A 16606-nucleotide genomic window follows, 5' to 3' on the forward strand; every position below is an offset into this window, starting at 1 on the left:
GGCCCGCAAAGTCAGCAAACTGGCGGCCTTGGGACAGTGCTTTGCCGCTCCTTCGTGCCTAGCATAGCGCAAAGCAAATCCACGCCGGCCGCGCCGCTACCTTGGGATTCGGTGTTCGCTGGCGGGCTCATTCGGAGACAAACCATGGAATTCACTGAACGCGCCGGACTCGGCGCTCTTGTCCTGGCCTGTATTGCCTTGACGGCATGCGGGGGTGGCGGCGGCTCCACTCTCACGGCGTTCGGGGGCGGCGGCGAGGCCGCTCCGACGACACTGACATCGTTCGGCCTGGTCGTGGGCACGAACGACTCCGCCACGTCGGGGACCTTCGCCTGGAAAGGCGTTCCGTTCGCCAAAGCGCCGACCGGCGCGCTTCGCTGGAAGGCACCCATCGACCCGGATCCATGGTTGTCTCCAAAGACAACGCAGCGGTTCGCCAATGCGTGTGTGCAGTACGGACGCATCTACGGCCCCGGCGCCAACAACACCTACGACGCGACGATAGCAACCACGCTCAATCAGGCGGTTGGCAGCGAGGACTGTCTCTACCTGAACATCTGGCGCCCTGCCACGAGCGACACGAATCTCCCCGTGATCATGTTCATCCACGGGGGCAGCAATGTCTCCGGGTACACCGCCGATCCGGTCTATGACGGTGCGACGCTGTCCAAGACCGCCAACGCGGTGGTCGTCACGGCGAACTATCGTTTGGGCATCTTCGGCTGGCTGAACCTGCCGCAGTTGAAGGACGGATCGAGCACCAGCAACGACTCGGGCAACTTTGCCTCGCTCGACAACATCAAGGCACTTCAGTTCATCAACAAGAACATTGCGAACTTTGGTGGCGACCCTGGCAACGTCACAGTGATGGGTCAGTCGGCCGGCGCCATCAATGTCTACGCGCTGCTGACCTCCCCGCTGATCGTGAGTGCCAACCCGAAGCTGATTCACAAGGTCGTGCCGATGAGCGGGGGCATCTCGCTCGCCACCGATCTGCCCGCCGGCAGCATTGCCACTCTGTCGCCCGCCTCGGCCGCCTTGGCTCAAGGCAACGCGCTGCTGAGCAATCTCCTGATCGCGGACGGCAAGGCCACCGATACGGCTTCGGCCCAGGCGTACATTGCGACCCAGACCCCGGCACAGATCGCGGACTACCTGCGCAGCAAGGATCCCGCTACCTTGCTCTCCACGCTGCTCACCAAGCTCGCGCCCCTCGGCCTGGCGGGCTCCGGGCCCATTCCCGATGGAGCGGTGGTACCGACCGATCCGATCGCCTCCATCAAAGCGGGCAACTACCTGAAGGTGCCCGTGTTGGCGGGCAACACGCGTGAAGAGGCCAAGCTGTTCCCGACCTTCCTCGCGCTGTCGCCGGCGCTCGGCGGCACCAGCGGTCGCCTCGTGAACGACGCCACGCTCTTCACGACGCAATTCAACTACAAGCCTGATGCGGCACCGACGATCACGATCGACCAGTGGATCCCGGCCAAGTACCTGCCGGTCACCACCGCCGGGACCGGCTTCAATGCCGAGACCGATCTTCTGAACAAGATCTTCTTCATCGCGAGCCGCGACAACGTCCTCAATGCGTTGAAGGCCCAGCAGGCCAGCGTCTGGTACTACCAGTTCGCCTGGCATCAGGAGCCCGCGCCATGGAACGACATCTACGGCGCGGCCCACGCCTTCGACCTCCCATTCGTGTTCGGCAACTTCGGCCCGTCGCTGTTCGCCAACGTCGCCAACAGCAGCGCCAACAAGCCGGGAAGGATCGACCTGTCCGCGGCGATGATGGGCAGCGTGGCCGCGTTCGCCAGGAATGGCGACCCGAACAACGCCGCTCTGGGGGTCACTTGGCCTGCCTGGCCAAACACGTTGGTTTTCGACGCGACGCCAACTGCAAAGAGCATTGCGGTTCAGTAGGGCTGGCTGAAACAAACATCTAGGAGAAGACCACTTATGAGCATGACCAACTTGGAGGGAAAGCGCGCGCTGGTGACCGGCTCGGTTCAGGGCATCGGCCTGGCGATCGCAAGAGCGCTGGCGCGCCAGGGTGCGACGGTGGTGTTGCACGGCCTGCCCGACGCCCGAGCGCACGATATGGCACGTCAGGCCATGGCCAAGATCGCGCCTGCCCCGGTCTTGATCCTCAGCCATGACCTTGGCGACCCGTCTTGCGTGCAGGAAATGATGGACGAAGTCCTGAGCGGGGGACCGCTGGACATCCTCGTCAACAACGCCGGCATTCAGCACACGGCGCCACTGGCGGAGATGCCTCGCGCCAAGTGGGACACGATCCTGGCGATCAACCTGTCGGCGGCCTTCGACACAATGCGTCTGGCGTTGCCGAGCATGCAGGCCCGCGGCTACGGGCGCATCATCAACATCGCCTCCGTCCATGGGCTGGTGGCCTCGGTGAACAAGGCTCCGTATGTGGCCGCGAAGTTCGGCCTCGTCGGCTTGACCCGCGTCGCGGCGTTGGAAGCCGCACAGGCCGGCACCCGCAGCAGCGGAGGCGTCACGGCAAACTGCATCTGCCCTGGATGGACGGAGACGGCGATCATCGAACCGCAGATCCAGTCGCGCGCTGCACAGTTCGGCGGTGACCGCGATGCCGGTATTCGCGATCTCCTGCGCGAGAAGCAACCCAGTGGACGCACGTCGACCCCCGATGAGATTGCGCAAACCGTAGTTTGGCTCTGCGACCCCGCGGCGCATAACCTGACCGGTGCGTCGATTCCCATCGACGGTGGATGGACGGCACAGTGAGGACCGCGTGAGATGAGCGACATCATTCTCCAGACACGACAGCTCGCCAAGGAATTCAAGGGCTTCACTGCGGTCAGCAAGGTCAATCTGTCGGTCGTTCGCGGATCGATCCATGCGCTGATCGGCCCCTGTCGGACGTGCACTGGAGTGCTTCAGGCCAGGTCATCCTGATGACGCTGGTTGGTGGCCTCGGCACGCTTTCAGGCCCGCTGGTCGGCTCGGGCGTGGTGGTCCTGCTCGAAAACAAGATCGGCGAGTTCGGCCATCTGCTGGCGCGCATCACGACGGTGGATTGGTTCAACACGCTGGGTGAATCGGTCACCATGGTCACCGGCCTGATCTTCGTGATCTGCGTGCTGGCATTCCGGCGCGGGATCATGGGCGAGATCATCGCTTTCATCGATCGCCGGCGGGAACCAACGAAGCCGTAAGCAGTTCAGGGCGATCGCGTGCCCGGACCAGTAGCGCACGCCGCGTGTACCTGCGAGGGCGAAGAGGTGCCTTTGCGAGCGTGACGCCTCAGTCAAGCGGACACCGCCTGCCGCATCGTCTCGCGGAGCCAAACCTGGGCCGGATCGGCATGCGCTCGCGGATGCCATCCCATGGAGACAGAAAAACCCTGTACCTCCAGCGGCACGGAAACCACAGCCAGCCGTCCGGCCCAGTGCCGCGCCAGCCGCGCAGGAACGGTGGCGATCAGATCTGTGCCCTCGACCAAGCTGGGCACCAACAGGAAGCTGTTCACCGAGATCTGTACCCGGCGGCTGCGGCCCCGCGTCTGAAGGGCCTCATCCACGGCGCCGATAAAACCGCCACCGCTGGGCGAAACCAGCGCATGCGCAAAACTGCAAAACGTGTCGAGATCCATCGGCTGGGCAGCGGCTGGATGGCCTTCCCGCATCACGCACAGAAAGGTTTCGTCGTAGAGCTTGCGCGCATGCAGCATGGCGGGCATAGCTTGTGGGGTGAGCAGCGCCAGATCCAGCTCTCCGCTGGCCATCTGCTCGGGCAGGTTCTGCAGATCGGCGCGCTGCATGGCCAGCTGGCACTGCGGCGCGAGCGTAGCCAGGCAGGCAGCCAGCGGCGTCGTGACGATGCTGTGGATAGCGTCGGTGGCGGCAATGCGGAACACTCGCTGCGTCGTCATCGGATCGAAGGCTTGGCCCGAACTGATCAGGCCGTGAAACCCCGCCAGCAATTCGCGCAAGGGCGCCTTCAGGGCCAGTGCGCGCGAGGTGGGCGTCATGCCCTTGGGGCCGGGTACCAGCAGCGGGTCGCCGAAAGCTGCGCGCAATTGCCGCAACTGTGCCGACAAGGCCGGCTGCGACAGACCCAGGCGGGAGGCTGCGCGGGTGACATGGCACTCAGCCAACAGCACGTCCAACGAAACGAGCAGGTTGAGGTCCAGGCGTGGAATCGGGGTCATAACGGATTTGGATGATGTGCATAACCACAATCCATTTTACGGATTGAAAGGCGCCACATACAGTTCCCTCCATCGATTGAACCAAGCTTTGGAGAACTGAAAAATGCCTATCACCAACCAACGTATCCTGATCATCGGAGGCAGCAGCGGCATGGGCCTGGCCAGCGCCGACCGTCTCGTCCAAGCCGGCGCGGATGTCTTCATCACCGGCCGGGACGTTGCCAAGCTTGACGCCGCCGTCGCGTCCCTGGGCGGCAAGGCCAGCGGTATCGCTGCCGACTTCACCGACCCGGCCTCGCTGCAAGCCCTGATGAGCCGCATCGGCCGTCTGGACCACTTGGTGCTGGCCGCCGCGGGCGCCGCTGCCTGGGGTCCCTTCGCCCAATTGCCGGTGGAAGCCGTACGCACCGCGCTGAACACCAAGCTGCTCGGCTACTGGCAGAGCCTGCAAGCCGCCCTGCCCATCCTGCGCAAGGATGGCTCGGTGGTCTTCTTGACCGGCGCGGCCTCGCGCGTGGCGATGACTGGCACCGCCGGCCTGGCCGCCGTGAACGGCGGCATCACCCAGATGGCGCAGACCCTGGCCAAGGAACTCGCGCCGCTGCGCGTGAACGTGGTCTCACCGGGCCTCGTGGACACGCCGGCCTATGACGGCATGCCCGCAGAAGCCAAGGCCGGCATGTTCGCCGGTGCGGCCAAGAGCCTGCCGGTAGGCCGCACCGGCGTGCCAGATGACATCGCCCAATGCGTGGAAATGCTGGTGAGCAACACCTTCGCCACGGGCGTGCTGCTGGACATCGACGGCGGCGCCCGCACCCCGCTGTGAGCACCCGCATGAACGTCCTGCTCGTCCTGGCCCACCCCGAACGCCGCAGCTTCAACGGTGCGATGTTCGACACGGCGCAGACCGCCTTGCAAGCAGCAGGCCACATGGTCGTCACCAGCGATCTCTACCGCATGGGCTTCGACCCGCTCTCCAGTCGGCGCAACTTCGTCAGCGTCAAGGACGCGGACTACCTCAAGCTGCAAGCCGAGGAGATGTGGGCCAGCGAGATCGGTGGCTTCGCGCCGGATGTTAAGGCCGAGATCGAAAAGATCGAGGCCGCGGATCTGATGATCTGGCAGTTCCCGCTGTGGTGGTTCGGCATGCCGGCCATCCTCAAGGGCTGGGTGGACCGCGGGTTCGCCATGGGCCGCACCTACGGCAATGGCCATATCTACGAAACCGGCAAGTTCAAGGGAAAGCGCGCCCTGCTCTCGCTCACTACCGGCGGTCCTGAGGCTGCTTACCTGAAAGACGGCTTCAATGGCGACCTGAACGCCATGCTCAAGCCCATGCAGCGCGGCATGCTGAACTTCTTAGGCTTCTCGGTGCTGCGGCCGCAGGTGGTCTATGGGCCAGTGCGGGTGGACGATTCGCAGCGGCAGGCCTGGCTGGCGCAGTGGGCGCAGCGTCTGCGTGTCATCGAAAGCGAACAAGTTATCGAAGTCGGCCGGTACTGAGCCTTATGGAAGTTCCTCTTCATCGGCCCAGGCTGGCCCACAGCGCCGGCTCCAGCGAAGCGGCGGCGAGCAAGCCGCCCATGAAGGCGCCGGGCACGCCAGGGCTGACCACGTCCTGCCCGGCCAGCAACAAGCCCGGCAGCGGCGTGCGCACATGCAAGGCCGGGCTGGTCAGGCGCTCGGCGCTCATCTCGATGCCATACATGGCGCCGTCCGGCGAACGCACGTACCGCCGCTGCGTGAGCGGGGTCGACAACTCATGGAAGCGAAGCATCGGCCCGAGAGCCGGGAAATGGCGCAGGAACTGCGCCAGCAGCCTGCGCTCGATACGGGCCTTCAGTGCGAGGTAGTCCTCCGGCCGCTCGCTGTCCGGCTGCGCCAGCCAGGGCGCGAACACGCGCGGATCGACCATGGCCACCACTTCGGCCGTCGGCTTGCCCTGGCTTTCCGGGTCCTTGAGCGATGGGAAGGCCACGAAAATGCCCGGCGCGTCCTCGTCGGCCGGCCGCTGCCAAGGGCTGCCGATGTCGTCGCTCTCGAAGATCCAATGGTTGGCGCTGCTCGCACCGGCCGCTGCCAGATCGCCCTCCAGCCCGACGAACAGCGAGACACAGGACAGCCCCGGGGTCAGCGCATGAATGGTCTGTTGCCAGTCAGCGGCCAAATCGGGCGGGAGGCAGGCCGCGGTGTTGCCCACGCCCATGGCGGAAATCAGTCGCGGGCTCGACTCGACATGTTGCTCGCCGTCCAGCGCATAGGCCACGCCAATGACGCGCCCGCCCTCGGTGAGGATGCGCTGCACAACGCAGCCCAGCCGCAACTCCCCGCCGGCGGCCTCGATCACCGGCAGCAGGCATTGGGCGAAACGGGCCGGACCACCCACCGGATAGTAGGCCCCGCCGTTGTAGGCGCCGGTGACCAGGGCATGCATCGCGAAGGGCGCCAGCGCCGGTGGTGCGCCGTAGTCGGGCCAGCGCCCGCCCAGCACTGCCTGCAGCGCCGGGTCGGAAATCAGCGCAAGCTCGTCGGCCAGCGTACGCCGCGTCCAGTGCTCGGCATCGGCTCCGCGCGAAAGGCTCAGGGCCCACGCCATCCAGTGCGGCATCGCGTGCGAGGCGAACAGTGCCATGGCGCTGCGACGCGCCGCGTCGCAGGATTCGAACCAATGTCCGATGGCGCTCTCTTGCTGCGGGAAGCGCGCAATGAGCGCATCGTGGTAGGCCGATTCCGGGTGCGGGATGCCGAATTCGAAGCCGGGCAAACGGACGATGTCGTACGGGTTGGCGCAGGGCGTGAAGCGCAGCGTGTTGTTGGTCAGCCAGGCGAGCAAGCGACCGAATTGGCCATCTGGCCCAGGCATGGGGCCGACGCCGCCGATGTAGTGCACGCCGGGCGAGAAGGTCCAATCCTGGCGCCGGAAGTTCTGAGTCAGGCCGCCGGCCACGCTGTGCTGTTCCAGCACCAGCACCTTGCGCTGTCGCTTGGCCAGCGCCGCAGCGGCGGCCAAGCCGCCGATGCCCGAACCGATCACGATGGCGTCCCACATAGGGCCTCCCGCTGCCACTGGGGTGGCACAGGCACACAGCATTGCGCGGCCGCGCGACAAGCGTTTGACCCACCGCAAAGCAGGTGCTCAGGCGTTGATCGCAATCAAGGCCGCGCGGCCGCACCATCCCAGAATATCCGTTTTGAACGCTCCTCTCTTGACGCTCGTGGAGGTGATACATGGACGACGAAATCAGACGGAAAATCCTGGCGCTGTTGGATCAACATCGAATCATGACAGTCGCGACGCTGCGTCCGGATGGCTGGCCGCAGGCAACGACCGTCGGCTATGTGAACGAAGGCCTGACCCTGTACTTTCTCTGCGGGTTGGACAGTCAGAAGGCAAGAAACCTGGCGCGAGATGACCGACTCTCGCTGACGATCGATCACGACACGGCGGATTTGATGGCGATCACCGGCGTGTCGATGGCCGCTCGTGCGCGAGCGGTGGATGATCGGGCAGAAGCGGAGAAAGTCCTGCGCATGCTGCCGCTGAAATACCCCGACGCTGGGCCTCTGCCGATGAAGATGCCGGGCCCGGACGAGGTCCGCCTGTTCCGCGTTACACCCACGGTCATTTCCGTTCTCGATTACTCGAAGGGCTTCGGACACACGGATCTCGTCGTTTGTTGATTGTGGCATGTCGGCCAAGAAGTGCGACGCAAGAGCTAATTGGTCATTCGCAAGGAAGCTCGGAGGTTGATGCCTCGTTCCAGGTCAGAGCACGACGGCGTTTTCGTAGGACTCATCATCAACGTGGGGGAAGGATTTATTGTCCAGTTCCCAACTCCATTGGCGCGGACCAGCGCGATCGACGGCCAGGTCATCGATACCGCGGGCAACGTGGTCTCGTCGACCTGCGTCACGACCTGCTGCGCCGTCGCGGACCCTCCCAGGTGATTCTGACGCTGGGAAGCCAGGGCGCTCTCGTGGCAGGCGCCGATGCTTGCCGCCACTTCCCGGCACTGTCCGTGCGGGCAGTCGACACCACCGCCGCGGGAGACACCTTCATCGGCGCGCTCTGCGCCGCCCTTGCCAAAGGCGAAGCCCTCGACGCCGGCGTAGCGCTCGGCATCCAGGCCGCCGCGGTCTGCGTGACAAGAGCGGGAGCGCAGATCTCCATGCCCCATCGAGAGGATCTTGCCGCAATGCCGCCGGTGCGGTTCGCACCCCTCCACGCAGCTGTCCCCCCATGAACGCATCCGGATTTCGCAACGCACCCGAGCTTCAACCCTCGTCCGGACAGCCTACCTCTTTCGTCCAGGCCGCAAGCGCGGCAAGCCCGATTGAAGTAAAAAGCGATTTCCTCGAAGGCTTCCAATGGAAGGAGGGTCTGATGTTCAGCATTTTTCAGCCCAGTCGAAACGGCCACCTGCGGCGCGTCATGACATTGCTCGAAGAGGCGCATATGGCGCGCATCGAGCACCAGGCCGCCGCCGAGCACCATGGCGCGCTGGCCCGCATGTACGCGGAGCGCGCGAAGAGACTCGAACGGGAGGTCTACGGCACGTCGGCCTTGCCTTCGGGAGAAAACGGCGCGCATCAGAAGTCGGCGGATGACAAGCAGGTCGTCTATGCGCTCGACGCCAACCGCCGGCTCGACGGCCAGGCAAAGACCTCCTAGGAAGTCGTCGCCGGGGCGATGCCCATTTGCCCTGTCGACGGGGGTCGAACGCGGCCCACGCCTTGCGCTGGATCAGGGCCTCACCGGACCCCGTTGGGTTGAATGAGGCCGCAGGGGAGTTCGTTCGCTCAGCGAGGAGTCCACCACCATGAGCTTGCCGGACCCGCCGGCACTGCGCCTCGACGTGATCGCCGGCATCACCGCGGCCGCGGTGGTCCTGCCCAAGGCCATGGCCTACGCGACGGTGGCCGGACTGCCGGTCGCCGTGGGTCTCTATACGGCCTTCATTCCGATGGCGGTCTACGCACTGCTCGGCTCGTCGCGCGTGCTGAGCGTCAGCTCCACGGCCACCCTGGGGATCCTGACCGCGACGCAGCTCGGTCTGGTGGTGCCGGACGGCGACCCCGCGAAGCTCCTGACGGCCACTGCCACCTTGACCGCGCTGGTCGGCGTGATGCTGATCCTGGCGCGGCTGATGCGGCTCGGGTTCGTCGCCAATTTCATCTCCACGCCGGTTCTCACGGGCTTCAAGGCAGGGGTCGGACTCGTGATCGTGCTGGACCAGGTGCCGAAACTCCTTGGCATCCACATCACCAAGCAAGGATTCTTCGCCGATGTCCTGAGCGTCTTGCACCATGTTCCCGAAACTTCGCTCCTCACCGTTGCATTGGCCGTGGCGACATTCGCAGTGCTGATCGGCATGGAGCGGCTGTGGCCTCATTCACCGGCCCCGCTGGTCGCGGTCGGCGGCGGCATTGCCGCGTCGTGGTTCTTCGGCCTGAAGGCGCTCGGGGTCTCGACGGTCGGCCTGATCCCGCAGGGATTCCCTTCCCTGACGCTGCCGGACATCGCCCTGGTCGAGCAATTGCTGCCGGGCGCTCTCGGCATCGCGCTGATGAGCTTCACCGAAACGATCGCGGCAGGCCGCGCCTTTGCCCACCCGGACGAACCTCCGATCGATGCGAACCGCGAGTTGGTCGCCACCGGGGCGGCCAACCTGCTCGGCGCCCTGTTCGGTTCGATGCCGGCTGGAGGCGGCACCTCGCAGACGGCGGTCGTGCGCGCCGTGGGCGGGCGGTCGCAGAAGGCCTCGCTGGTCACCGCGGGCGCGGCCTTGGCGACGATGCTGCTGCTGGCGCCCCTGCTCGGCCTGATGCCGTATGCAACGCTGGCAGCGGTCGTCATCACCTACTCGATCGGGTTGATCGACCCGGCGGAGTTCCGGGCCATTCGCAATGTCCGGAACATGGAGTTTCGCTGGGCGCTGATCGCCTGTGCCGGCGTTCTCGTGTTCGGCACGCTGAAAGGCATCGTGGTGGCCATCATCGTGTCGCTCATCGGGCTCGGCGTCCAGACCGCCCACCCGCGCGTGTCGGTCATCGGGCGCAAGCGGGGCACCAACGTGCTCCGGCCACTGTCGCCCGAGCACCCCGACGACGAGACCTTCGAGGGCCTGCTGATACTGCGGCCCGAGGGGCGCCTGTACTTCCTCAATGCCCAGTACGTGGCGGACCAGGTCCACGCATTGGTCGAACAGCACCGGCCGCGCGTGCTGGCGCTGGACCTGAGCCGCGTGACCGACATCGAGTATTCGGCGCTGCAAGCGCTGACGGCGAGCGGCGAGCAGGCAATGGCACGCAACGCCGAGGTCTGGCTGGTGGGCCTGAACCCCGGCGTCCTCGACATCGTGCGCCGCGGCGGATTGGACCAGCAACTCGGCCGTGAGCGCCTGCTGATCGACGCCGGCGTGGCGATCGAGCGCCACCAGGCGTTGCAGTGATCGGAGGGGCGTGCCCTGTGGGACCTCCTGGGGCGTGAACGGTCCGCCCGTGGCGGTCGCCATGTCCCAAGACCTGACCCGCGTCGGCATCGAGAGCTCCATCGTCGTGCGCGCCAGCGCCTGTGCCACGTCGGCGATGCGACGGCCCTCAGAAGAGGGACGGCTGCGGCGGATCCGACTTGGCACGGGCCGGCTTGGGCTTCGGCTCTTTCGCCGGGGGCGGTTCCGGCGCCATGACCAGGCGATCGGCCGGATACGGGTTCATGAAGTCCATGGACCGCTCTGGCGGCGAATCGAGCCACTCTTCGTACCGCGCCTCGGGCAGGATCACCACCATGCGCTTGTCCTGCTGCTCGGGCGGGCGCTTCGAGTCCGGCCGATGCATGAGCTTGAACAGCGGGTGCTCGTCGGCATTGATCGTGAGCATCGTGAAGCTCAGCGCCCACTCCCCCGTTTCGGGGTTCTTCCAGGGCGACCACAGGCCGGCCACTCCGAGCGTCTCGTCGTTCGCCGCGGTGAACCGCGTGGGAACGCAGCTGCCCGTGCGCCAGTCCGGTTCATAGATGGCTTCGCAGGGCACGATGCAGTGCCGCGCCTTGGCCCAGGCGCTCTTGAAGCTGGCCAGCTCGCGGACGGTCTCGGTGCGCGCGTTGTAGGTCTGGAGGCCATACCTGACCGCCTTGGCGAAGCCGGGGAGCAGGCCGAAATGCCCTTCGACGAGTTCGAAGCCCGGCACGGCCTCGTCGCCCGACTCGCGCTCCGGCGGCCGGCGAATGATCGGCGCCCTCTGCGTCGGGTAGATGTGCAATCCGCCCGGTGGCGGTTCCCAGCCGGGCGGCAGCTTGATGCCGAAGTGCTTTTCGATCTGCTTGCGACGCTTCTCGGCTTGGTAGTGGCTGCACATCGGCGTATTGTGCTGGAGATCAGCCCGGCGGAATCCGCAGTGGCCCGGCATGGACGCTCCCTGAAGCCGGACGCCGACAGCCGCCGCGGCCCTACTGAACTCTTCCATCCATGGAGGTCGCAAATGGCACAGCATGCAATTACCGCTGTTCACTACAGCGGCGGCACGATTGATCTCGTGGCCATTCATCCGGTTGCCGAAAAGGAGTTCGGTTCGAAGGAGTTGACGCTCGGCGCGGCGCAACGCATCAGCATCGGCGAATGCACCAGCCTCATTGCTGCCGGCGAGGAGGTCTGTCTTGCGCGGCGCACCGAAAGCCATGCCTGGGAGGTCATCTGCGACGTCGAGCTCTTGCCGGACGGGAAAGGCATCACCGGCGTCGACATTGTCGACCGGCCGAACGATGCCTTGCGGAGCCTTCCCGTGTGGGACTAGCGCCCGGCGCATTGACGAGGTCCGGGTGATGCCGCATCCATGGAAGCGTCGTTTCATCCTGTTCGTCCGGCGCTTCTGGCAGCCGACCAGCGCCTGCATGACCTGCATGCCCGGAAGCCTCGGGAACATCCTGAGCATCCCGCACTGGGCGCTCGCGTTGCAGACCGGCCTGTTCACCGGCATTCTCGCGGTGCTCCTGACCTTCACGCCGGCCGCGAAGCTCTACGCGAATCGCTATGGCAACGCGCTGGTCGTCGGCATCCTGACGATGGTCGGCGACTCCTTCTCGCATCCGGGTCACTACGGCATCCCTCGCCTGGAGGCCGTGGTGACGGGAATCGTCTCCGGCATGCTCACGCTTGCCGGCTCGTTTCTGTTCGAAGACCGCGCCCGGAGGCTGCGAGCGCTATGGGCGCGGCTGCGCGGGCGCGGACAGCAAGCTCGCTGAGCGACCGGCGAGCTTTCCGCCGCGTCGTTCTCGCCGCCCTATGGCGCGCCCGGCCCGCCCACGACTGTTGCACCGAGGTCCTTCAGCAGCCGCTGAAACTCGGGCGATGCCAGGATGATCTTCCCTGCCGCGGCGCGCAGCCGATCCACCGCCTCGTCCGGCAGGACGAACGACGTCGGCTGCTGGTTCAGGTAATCGAATTCCGCCTTGTCCTTCAGCATGGGGAAGGACACGTCGATGGCAAAGATCTCCGCCTCCGGGACACGCACCTCGGTGCAGATCGGTGAGCTCTTGCCGCTCGAACAGCCGGCGAGCTTGCGGATCCTGCGCCCCGTTTCCCAGCGCGCCGATATGTCCTTCAGAAGCTCGACCGCCTCGTAGGAGTAGTGATCGATCGGTACGCCGCTGGCCTTCAGCAGGACCTGCACCGTTCCGGGCGGCACCTCCGACTCGTCCCATGTGGTGGGGGGCGACGACAGCGAATTGACGACGAGCACGATGATCCTGCGCGCACCGTCGAGCGGGGTCGGCATGCCCTTTTCATGCAAGGCTTCGAGGAACTCCAGCGCGTCGAGTACACCGCGCATCCCCAGGTTGTCGGACACACCGCCGTCCACGAGATGGACATAGGGCCGATGGACGCTGTCGTTGTAGGGTTCGGTTTCCTTCAGTTCACGTATCGCACGCGTTGCGGGCCGTGGCGGATTCGCGGTCTGGGTGAATGCCTTGATCCAGGCCGGCGTTTCGTGGTTGCAGGTTCCGCCGTAGTTGTTGATGGTGACCGGAGAGAGCACCACGGGGACAGCCGAGGACGCCGCGGCGGCGCGCGACAGCCGCACGGCATCGAGGTCCGAGCACAGCACGTCCCATACGGTCTGATTGAAGGGCATCCGCGTGCCGGTCGAGATGTCGGTCGCCGACACGATGATGAACGGTCCGACGCCGCGGTTGAGGTCGCCGAAGGTCGCACCGTTGAACAGGATCTCGTCGTAGTACGCGGCCGCCAATTCCGAACGGCCCCAGCCCGTCGACCACAGGTTCCCCCAGTTGATCGGATTGAGCGCACGCGAGACGAGTTCGCCCTGCACGTTGCGCTTGAGGAAGCGCTGTTCGTAGTCGGTGAACAGCCTGTCGCCGTAGAGCCCATAGGCCAATGCCGTGAAGCTGCCACCCGAGACACCGGTGATGACGTCGACGGCGTCGATCAGGCGAGCCCTGCGCCCGTCCGGTGCGCTGACCTCGGTGCGCCGGAGGAACTCCAGCACGCCATACGAGAACGCCGCGGCGCGCGTGCCACCGCCCGAGAACGCCAGAATGACCAGGTTCTCCTGGCTCTTGAAATACTTCTGACGCGTCTGGAACGCATACCCTGCTTGCGCATCGACCTGCGTGATCGGCGGGTTGACCGGACGGCTGGCGCAGCCCGCGAGCGCCACGGCTGCCGCGAGAAAGGCCCCCAGGACATCAGCGCGCATGGTGCAGTCCATCTTGAAATTGAGGTTCGGGTCGCCGCCCATCAGGACGCGCGCAGTGCCCCATCACGTTGCCACCCCTGTCTCGCCCGGCGCACCGGGATCTTCGCCGCGGGGAAGCGAAACGCCGGCGGCGGCAAAGGACATGACGATGCCTGCCTTTCCGAGCTTGCGCAACACGGCGACCCGCAGCGCGTTTTGCGCCTGCAATCCGAGGTCGATGGTCTTCACCCAAGCGAGCAGCTTGAAGTCGAGCGATTTGTCATTGAAGCCCTGGAACATGGCCACGGGTGCTGGATCGGTCAATATGTCCGGCACTTCCCTGGCCGCCTCCACCAGCAAGCGCATCACCTGCTCGGGCTCGGAACCGTAGGGCACGCCGACATCGATGTCGTATCGGCGCTGTCGGTCGGAGCGGGTCCAGTTGATCACCTCCTTCGAGGCCAGGTCGGAGTTCGGCACGATGACCTCGGCCCCTTGCGTGGTTCGCACGCTGGAAGAGCGTATGCCGATGCGCTTGATCTCGCCCAGCACGGGGCCGATCTCGACCAGGTCGCCGACGCTGACCGGCCGCTCGAGGATCAGGATCAGGCCGGACGCAAAATTGTTGACGACGTTCTGCAGCCCGAAGCCGATGCCCACGCCGAGCGCCCCCGCAAGCAGCGTCACCTTCGCCATGTCGGCGCCGAGCGCCGCCAGCGTGAGTACCGCGCCGGCAATGAGCACGAACCAGCGCGTGAATGTGGCGATCGCATAGCGGGTACCCGGCCTCGTTTTCAGCCTGGGAAAGATCTCTCGATCGAGCACGAACTCGATCACCAGGCTCAGGATGACCGTCGCCAGGGCGACGGCGATCGCCTCCACCCCGGACCTGGCGGCGATGGACACGACACCCACTTTCAACGTGGACCCCAGCATCGAATCGATGGCAGAGAGCATGACGGGAATCAGGTTCAGGATCGAGAGCGTGACGAGCACGACGCCGCCGATGGTCAGCACGGCCAGAACCAGCCGTACCGCCCGCAGCAGCGCCGGATCTGCATCGCGCGCGCTTCGCAGCCAGCGCAGCACCGGCGTGCCCAGAAGCGCGAGCACTGCGCCATACAGGGCCAGGGCGGTGGTCCCGAACACGAGGCTGCATCCGACGATGCTGCCGGTGCCCGCGCGCAAGGACCGAGCCGGCCCGGAGAATCCGAAGATCACATGCCACACGGTCACCGCCGAAACGGCGATGGCGATCAGCGCCAGGAAGCGAACGGCCTCAGGACTCCAGCTAGGCAAGGCCTGCTGCAGTCGACCGCGCCGCAGGTCCAGGGCCACGGGCACGCCGACGCTGAAGGCCTGCAGCAACAGCACCGCACGGTCGGCAATCACGCTCGACTCGACCGAACTGCGCAAAGCCAGCAACACGGTGGCGAATGCCACGCCGTACAGCGACCACGGCACCGCCGCGGCATAGGTGCGCCTGGCGATCATCGCGGCGGGAATCGGAACGATCACGAGCAGCGCCTCATGGAAGATGATCGGGGGGTCGGGCGCCAGCCACCAGATCGTCATCAGCGCGATGAGCAGGGAGGCAGCCACAGGTCGGCCAAAGGCGCGTTGCGCGGGCGCGGCGTCGGGCGGCGCCTTCTTGGTGAAAAGCCAGCACGTGAGCGCGAAGATGCCCAGGAACGTCCCGGCAAGACGTGCGCCGTTGCGGGACAGGTACTCGCGCAACAGACGATCGCCCGCGCGCAATTCCGAAGCCACCAGATCGAACTGGGCCGGCGCACCACCCAGCCGCCACAGCGAGGACTCCTCCAGTTCCATCCTCTGCAGGCGGACACGGTCCAGCTGCGCCTTGACGAGCGCGCTGGCGTCATGGACGCGCAGCTGCAGGCTCAAAGCCCGGGCAAGATCGAGCAAGGCGTCGTCCCGCACCTTGCGCAGGCGGTCACCGGTCGTGCGCAGCTTCGCCTCGATCTCCTGCGCGCGTTCGATGACGGGCTCGGGCACCAGCCGCTCGCGCAAGAACACGATCCGCTCGCGCCACACGCGGGCCAGCGATTCGAGTTCGCCGCCATCGCCCTCGAGGCGTCTGACGATGGCCGTGAGCGCATCGACGTTGGTCGACGCGTCGCCCTTGAGTTCCCACAGTCGATGGTCGAGCCCCCGCAGTTCGATGAGTTCGCCTTGCGCGCCCTGCCCCGGCGCGAGTCGGTCGAACTCGGCCTCGAGCGCCACCGTTCGTCGGTCCAGCTCACGCCAGGGCTCGGACTCCTCGACGCGGGCAAGCGCAGCGCGCTGCAGCCTTTCGCTCGCACCGATCTCCGTCAGGGTTTCGGCGATGGTCGTCGCCGCCGGCGGCGTCGAGGCTGCCACTTCGGCGGCGAAGACGGATTCAGGCGCACCGGCGCACCAGGTCGCGAGCAGCAGCGCCAGCATCAGGACCCGAGCCCGCGTCACGCCTCGCGTCATTCGCCCGGCGTATCGCCGCCCCGCGGATGAGCCCTCTGGGCGAGCACCGACCCTGCAGAACCGAAGCCCGCTGGCAACAGGCCCGCCAACCGATCGTGTTTCATGTGCGTTCATTCCTGGATCAGCCTGATTCCATGGAGGCAGCATGTTCCCGGTGTCCGCTCGATCAGTTGAGTCAGATCAATTCCGCCGCCGATGAAGGGACGGACGCCCCATGCGTCCTGCATGACATTCCCTGGAGGAGCG

Annotated in this window: 16 protein-coding genes and 2 pseudogenes; 13 read left to right on the top strand and 5 right to left on the bottom strand. The window is 65.8% G+C overall.

The features are described from left to right. Window positions 1-144: 144 nt before the first annotated feature. From AC1DYD_RS25810 to AC1DYD_RS25825, 4 genes and pseudogenes are all read left to right on the top strand, one after another. Window positions 145-1917, top strand: coding sequence for a carboxylesterase/lipase family protein (locus tag AC1DYD_RS25810; protein ID WP_478175649.1), 1773 nt, complete (start codon window positions 145-147; stop codon window positions 1915-1917). A gap of 36 nt (window positions 1918-1953) precedes the next feature. Continuing rightward, a complete protein-coding gene (locus AC1DYD_RS25815) occupies window positions 1954-2763 on the top strand; it encodes a 3-hydroxybutyrate dehydrogenase (RefSeq protein ID WP_478175611.1) in 810 nt (269 codons plus the stop codon). 12 nt (window positions 2764-2775) lie between these two features. Further along, a pseudogene (locus tag AC1DYD_RS25820) lies at window positions 2776-2892 on the top strand (ABC transporter ATP-binding protein); the annotation flags it as partial. Further along, window positions 2892-3194 (top strand): annotated as a pseudogene (locus AC1DYD_RS25825) (branched-chain amino acid ABC transporter permease); the annotation flags it as partial. The pseudogenes AC1DYD_RS25820 and AC1DYD_RS25825, both read left to right, overlap by 1 nt. Window positions 3195-3286: 92 nt before the next feature. On the opposite strand, the gene AC1DYD_RS25830 reads toward AC1DYD_RS25825, so the two are convergent. Continuing rightward, on the bottom strand, window positions 3287-4189 hold the full coding sequence (locus tag AC1DYD_RS25830) for a LysR family transcriptional regulator (protein WP_478175612.1): 903 nt from the start codon (window positions 4187-4189) through the stop codon (window positions 3287-3289). 103 nt (window positions 4190-4292) lie between these two features. Between AC1DYD_RS25830 and AC1DYD_RS25835 the strand changes: the two genes are divergently transcribed. Both AC1DYD_RS25835 and AC1DYD_RS25840 read left to right on the top strand, forming a co-directional pair. After that, on the top strand, window positions 4293-5015 hold the full coding sequence (locus AC1DYD_RS25835; protein WP_478175613.1) for an SDR family oxidoreductase: 723 nt from the start codon (window positions 4293-4295) through the stop codon (window positions 5013-5015). Between the two features lie 8 nt (window positions 5016-5023). After that, entirely contained in the window at window positions 5024-5692 is a 669-nt protein-coding gene (locus AC1DYD_RS25840; protein WP_478175614.1) for an NAD(P)H-dependent oxidoreductase, read from the top strand. Window positions 5693-5711: 19 nt separating this feature from the next. On the opposite strand, the gene AC1DYD_RS25845 is transcribed toward AC1DYD_RS25840, so the two are convergent. Next, window positions 5712-7238 (bottom strand): phytoene desaturase family protein, encoded by a 1527-nt coding sequence (locus AC1DYD_RS25845; RefSeq protein ID WP_478175615.1) that lies wholly within the window; start codon window positions 7236-7238, stop codon window positions 5712-5714. A 179-nt stretch (window positions 7239-7417) separates the two neighbouring features. On the opposite strand from AC1DYD_RS25845, the gene AC1DYD_RS25850 reads away from it, so the two are divergent. The 4 genes from AC1DYD_RS25850 to AC1DYD_RS25865 all read left to right on the top strand — a co-directional run bounded on the left by AC1DYD_RS25850 (window position 7418) and on the right by AC1DYD_RS25865 (window position 10641). After that, window positions 7418-7870: a pyridoxamine 5'-phosphate oxidase family protein gene (locus AC1DYD_RS25850; protein WP_478175616.1), complete on the top strand. Its 453-nt coding sequence runs from the start codon at window positions 7418-7420 to the stop codon at window positions 7868-7870. Window positions 7871-8166: 296 nt separating this feature from the next. Continuing rightward, window positions 8167-8433, top strand: coding sequence for a PfkB family carbohydrate kinase (locus AC1DYD_RS25855; RefSeq protein ID WP_478175650.1), 267 nt, complete (start codon window positions 8167-8169; stop codon window positions 8431-8433). Continuing rightward, window positions 8430-8861: a hypothetical protein gene (locus AC1DYD_RS25860; RefSeq protein ID WP_478175617.1), complete on the top strand. Its 432-nt coding sequence runs from the start codon at window positions 8430-8432 to the stop codon at window positions 8859-8861. The genes AC1DYD_RS25855 and AC1DYD_RS25860 overlap by 4 nt, the downstream gene beginning before the upstream one ends. A gap of 148 nt (window positions 8862-9009) precedes the next feature. Continuing rightward, window positions 9010-10641 carry a SulP family inorganic anion transporter gene (locus AC1DYD_RS25865; RefSeq protein WP_478175618.1) on the top strand — a complete coding sequence of 544 codons (1632 nt, stop codon included), beginning with the start codon at window positions 9010-9012 and terminating at the stop codon, window positions 10639-10641. Window positions 10642-10789: 148 nt separating this feature from the next. Here AC1DYD_RS25865 and AC1DYD_RS25870 read toward each other — a convergent pair whose 3' ends face one another. Then, on the bottom strand, window positions 10790-11545 hold the full coding sequence (locus AC1DYD_RS25870; protein WP_478175619.1) for an SOS response-associated peptidase: 756 nt from the start codon (window positions 11543-11545) through the stop codon (window positions 10790-10792). A 123-nt stretch (window positions 11546-11668) separates the two neighbouring features. Here AC1DYD_RS25870 and AC1DYD_RS25875 point away from each other — a divergent pair, with 123 nt between their 5' ends. Both AC1DYD_RS25875 and AC1DYD_RS25880 read left to right on the top strand, forming a co-directional pair. Continuing rightward, window positions 11669-11980: a hypothetical protein gene (locus AC1DYD_RS25875; protein WP_478175620.1), complete on the top strand. Its 312-nt coding sequence runs from the start codon at window positions 11669-11671 to the stop codon at window positions 11978-11980. A 28-nt stretch (window positions 11981-12008) separates the two neighbouring features. Further along, window positions 12009-12428, top strand: coding sequence for a hypothetical protein (locus tag AC1DYD_RS25880; protein WP_478175621.1), 420 nt, complete (start codon window positions 12009-12011; stop codon window positions 12426-12428). 38 nt (window positions 12429-12466) lie between these two features. On the opposite strand, the gene AC1DYD_RS25885 is transcribed toward AC1DYD_RS25880, so the two are convergent. Then, window positions 12467-13945, bottom strand: a complete 1479-nt coding sequence (locus AC1DYD_RS25885) for a patatin-like phospholipase family protein (RefSeq protein WP_478175622.1) — start codon at window positions 13943-13945, stop codon at window positions 12467-12469. A gap of 21 nt (window positions 13946-13966) precedes the next feature. After that, window positions 13967-15808, bottom strand: a complete 1842-nt coding sequence (locus AC1DYD_RS25890; protein WP_478175623.1) for a mechanosensitive ion channel family protein — start codon at window positions 15806-15808, stop codon at window positions 13967-13969. Between AC1DYD_RS25890 and AC1DYD_RS25895 the strand changes: the two genes are divergently transcribed. Continuing rightward, complete coding sequence (locus tag AC1DYD_RS25895; protein WP_478175624.1) at window positions 15764-16390, top strand: hypothetical protein; 627 nt, start codon at window positions 15764-15766, stop codon at window positions 16388-16390. The two genes, AC1DYD_RS25890 and AC1DYD_RS25895, sit on opposite strands and share 45 nt — an antisense overlap. Window positions 16391-16606: the final 216 nt, after the last annotated feature.

The organism is Variovorax sp. P4_B11 (genome assembly GCF_056402355.1).

Coding starts and splice junctions, on each gene's coding strand:
- AC1DYD_RS25810 (WP_478175649.1), top strand. CDS start 145: ATGGAATTCACTGAACGCGCCGGACTCGGCGCTCTTGTCCTGGCCTGT.
- AC1DYD_RS25815 (WP_478175611.1), top strand. CDS start 1,954: ATGAGCATGACCAACTTGGAGGGAAAGCGCGCGCTGGTGACCGGCTCG.
- AC1DYD_RS25830 (WP_478175612.1), bottom strand. CDS start 4,189: ATGACCCCGATTCCACGCCTGGACCTCAACCTGCTCGTTTCGTTGGAC.
- AC1DYD_RS25835 (WP_478175613.1), top strand. CDS start 4,293: ATGCCTATCACCAACCAACGTATCCTGATCATCGGAGGCAGCAGCGGC.
- AC1DYD_RS25840 (WP_478175614.1), top strand. CDS start 5,024: ATGAACGTCCTGCTCGTCCTGGCCCACCCCGAACGCCGCAGCTTCAAC.
- AC1DYD_RS25845 (WP_478175615.1), bottom strand. CDS start 7,238: ATGTGGGACGCCATCGTGATCGGTTCGGGCATCGGCGGCTTGGCCGCC.
- AC1DYD_RS25850 (WP_478175616.1), top strand. CDS start 7,418: ATGGACGACGAAATCAGACGGAAAATCCTGGCGCTGTTGGATCAACAT.
- AC1DYD_RS25860 (WP_478175617.1), top strand. CDS start 8,430: ATGAACGCATCCGGATTTCGCAACGCACCCGAGCTTCAACCCTCGTCC.
- AC1DYD_RS25865 (WP_478175618.1), top strand. CDS start 9,010: ATGAGCTTGCCGGACCCGCCGGCACTGCGCCTCGACGTGATCGCCGGC.
- AC1DYD_RS25870 (WP_478175619.1), bottom strand. CDS start 11,545: ATGTGCAGCCACTACCAAGCCGAGAAGCGTCGCAAGCAGATCGAAAAG.
- AC1DYD_RS25875 (WP_478175620.1), top strand. CDS start 11,669: ATGGCACAGCATGCAATTACCGCTGTTCACTACAGCGGCGGCACGATT.
- AC1DYD_RS25880 (WP_478175621.1), top strand. CDS start 12,009: ATGCCGCATCCATGGAAGCGTCGTTTCATCCTGTTCGTCCGGCGCTTC.
- AC1DYD_RS25885 (WP_478175622.1), bottom strand. CDS start 13,945: ATGGGCGGCGACCCGAACCTCAATTTCAAGATGGACTGCACCATGCGC.
- AC1DYD_RS25895 (WP_478175624.1), top strand. CDS start 15,764: ATGGACGCGCAGCTGCAGGCTCAAAGCCCGGGCAAGATCGAGCAAGGC.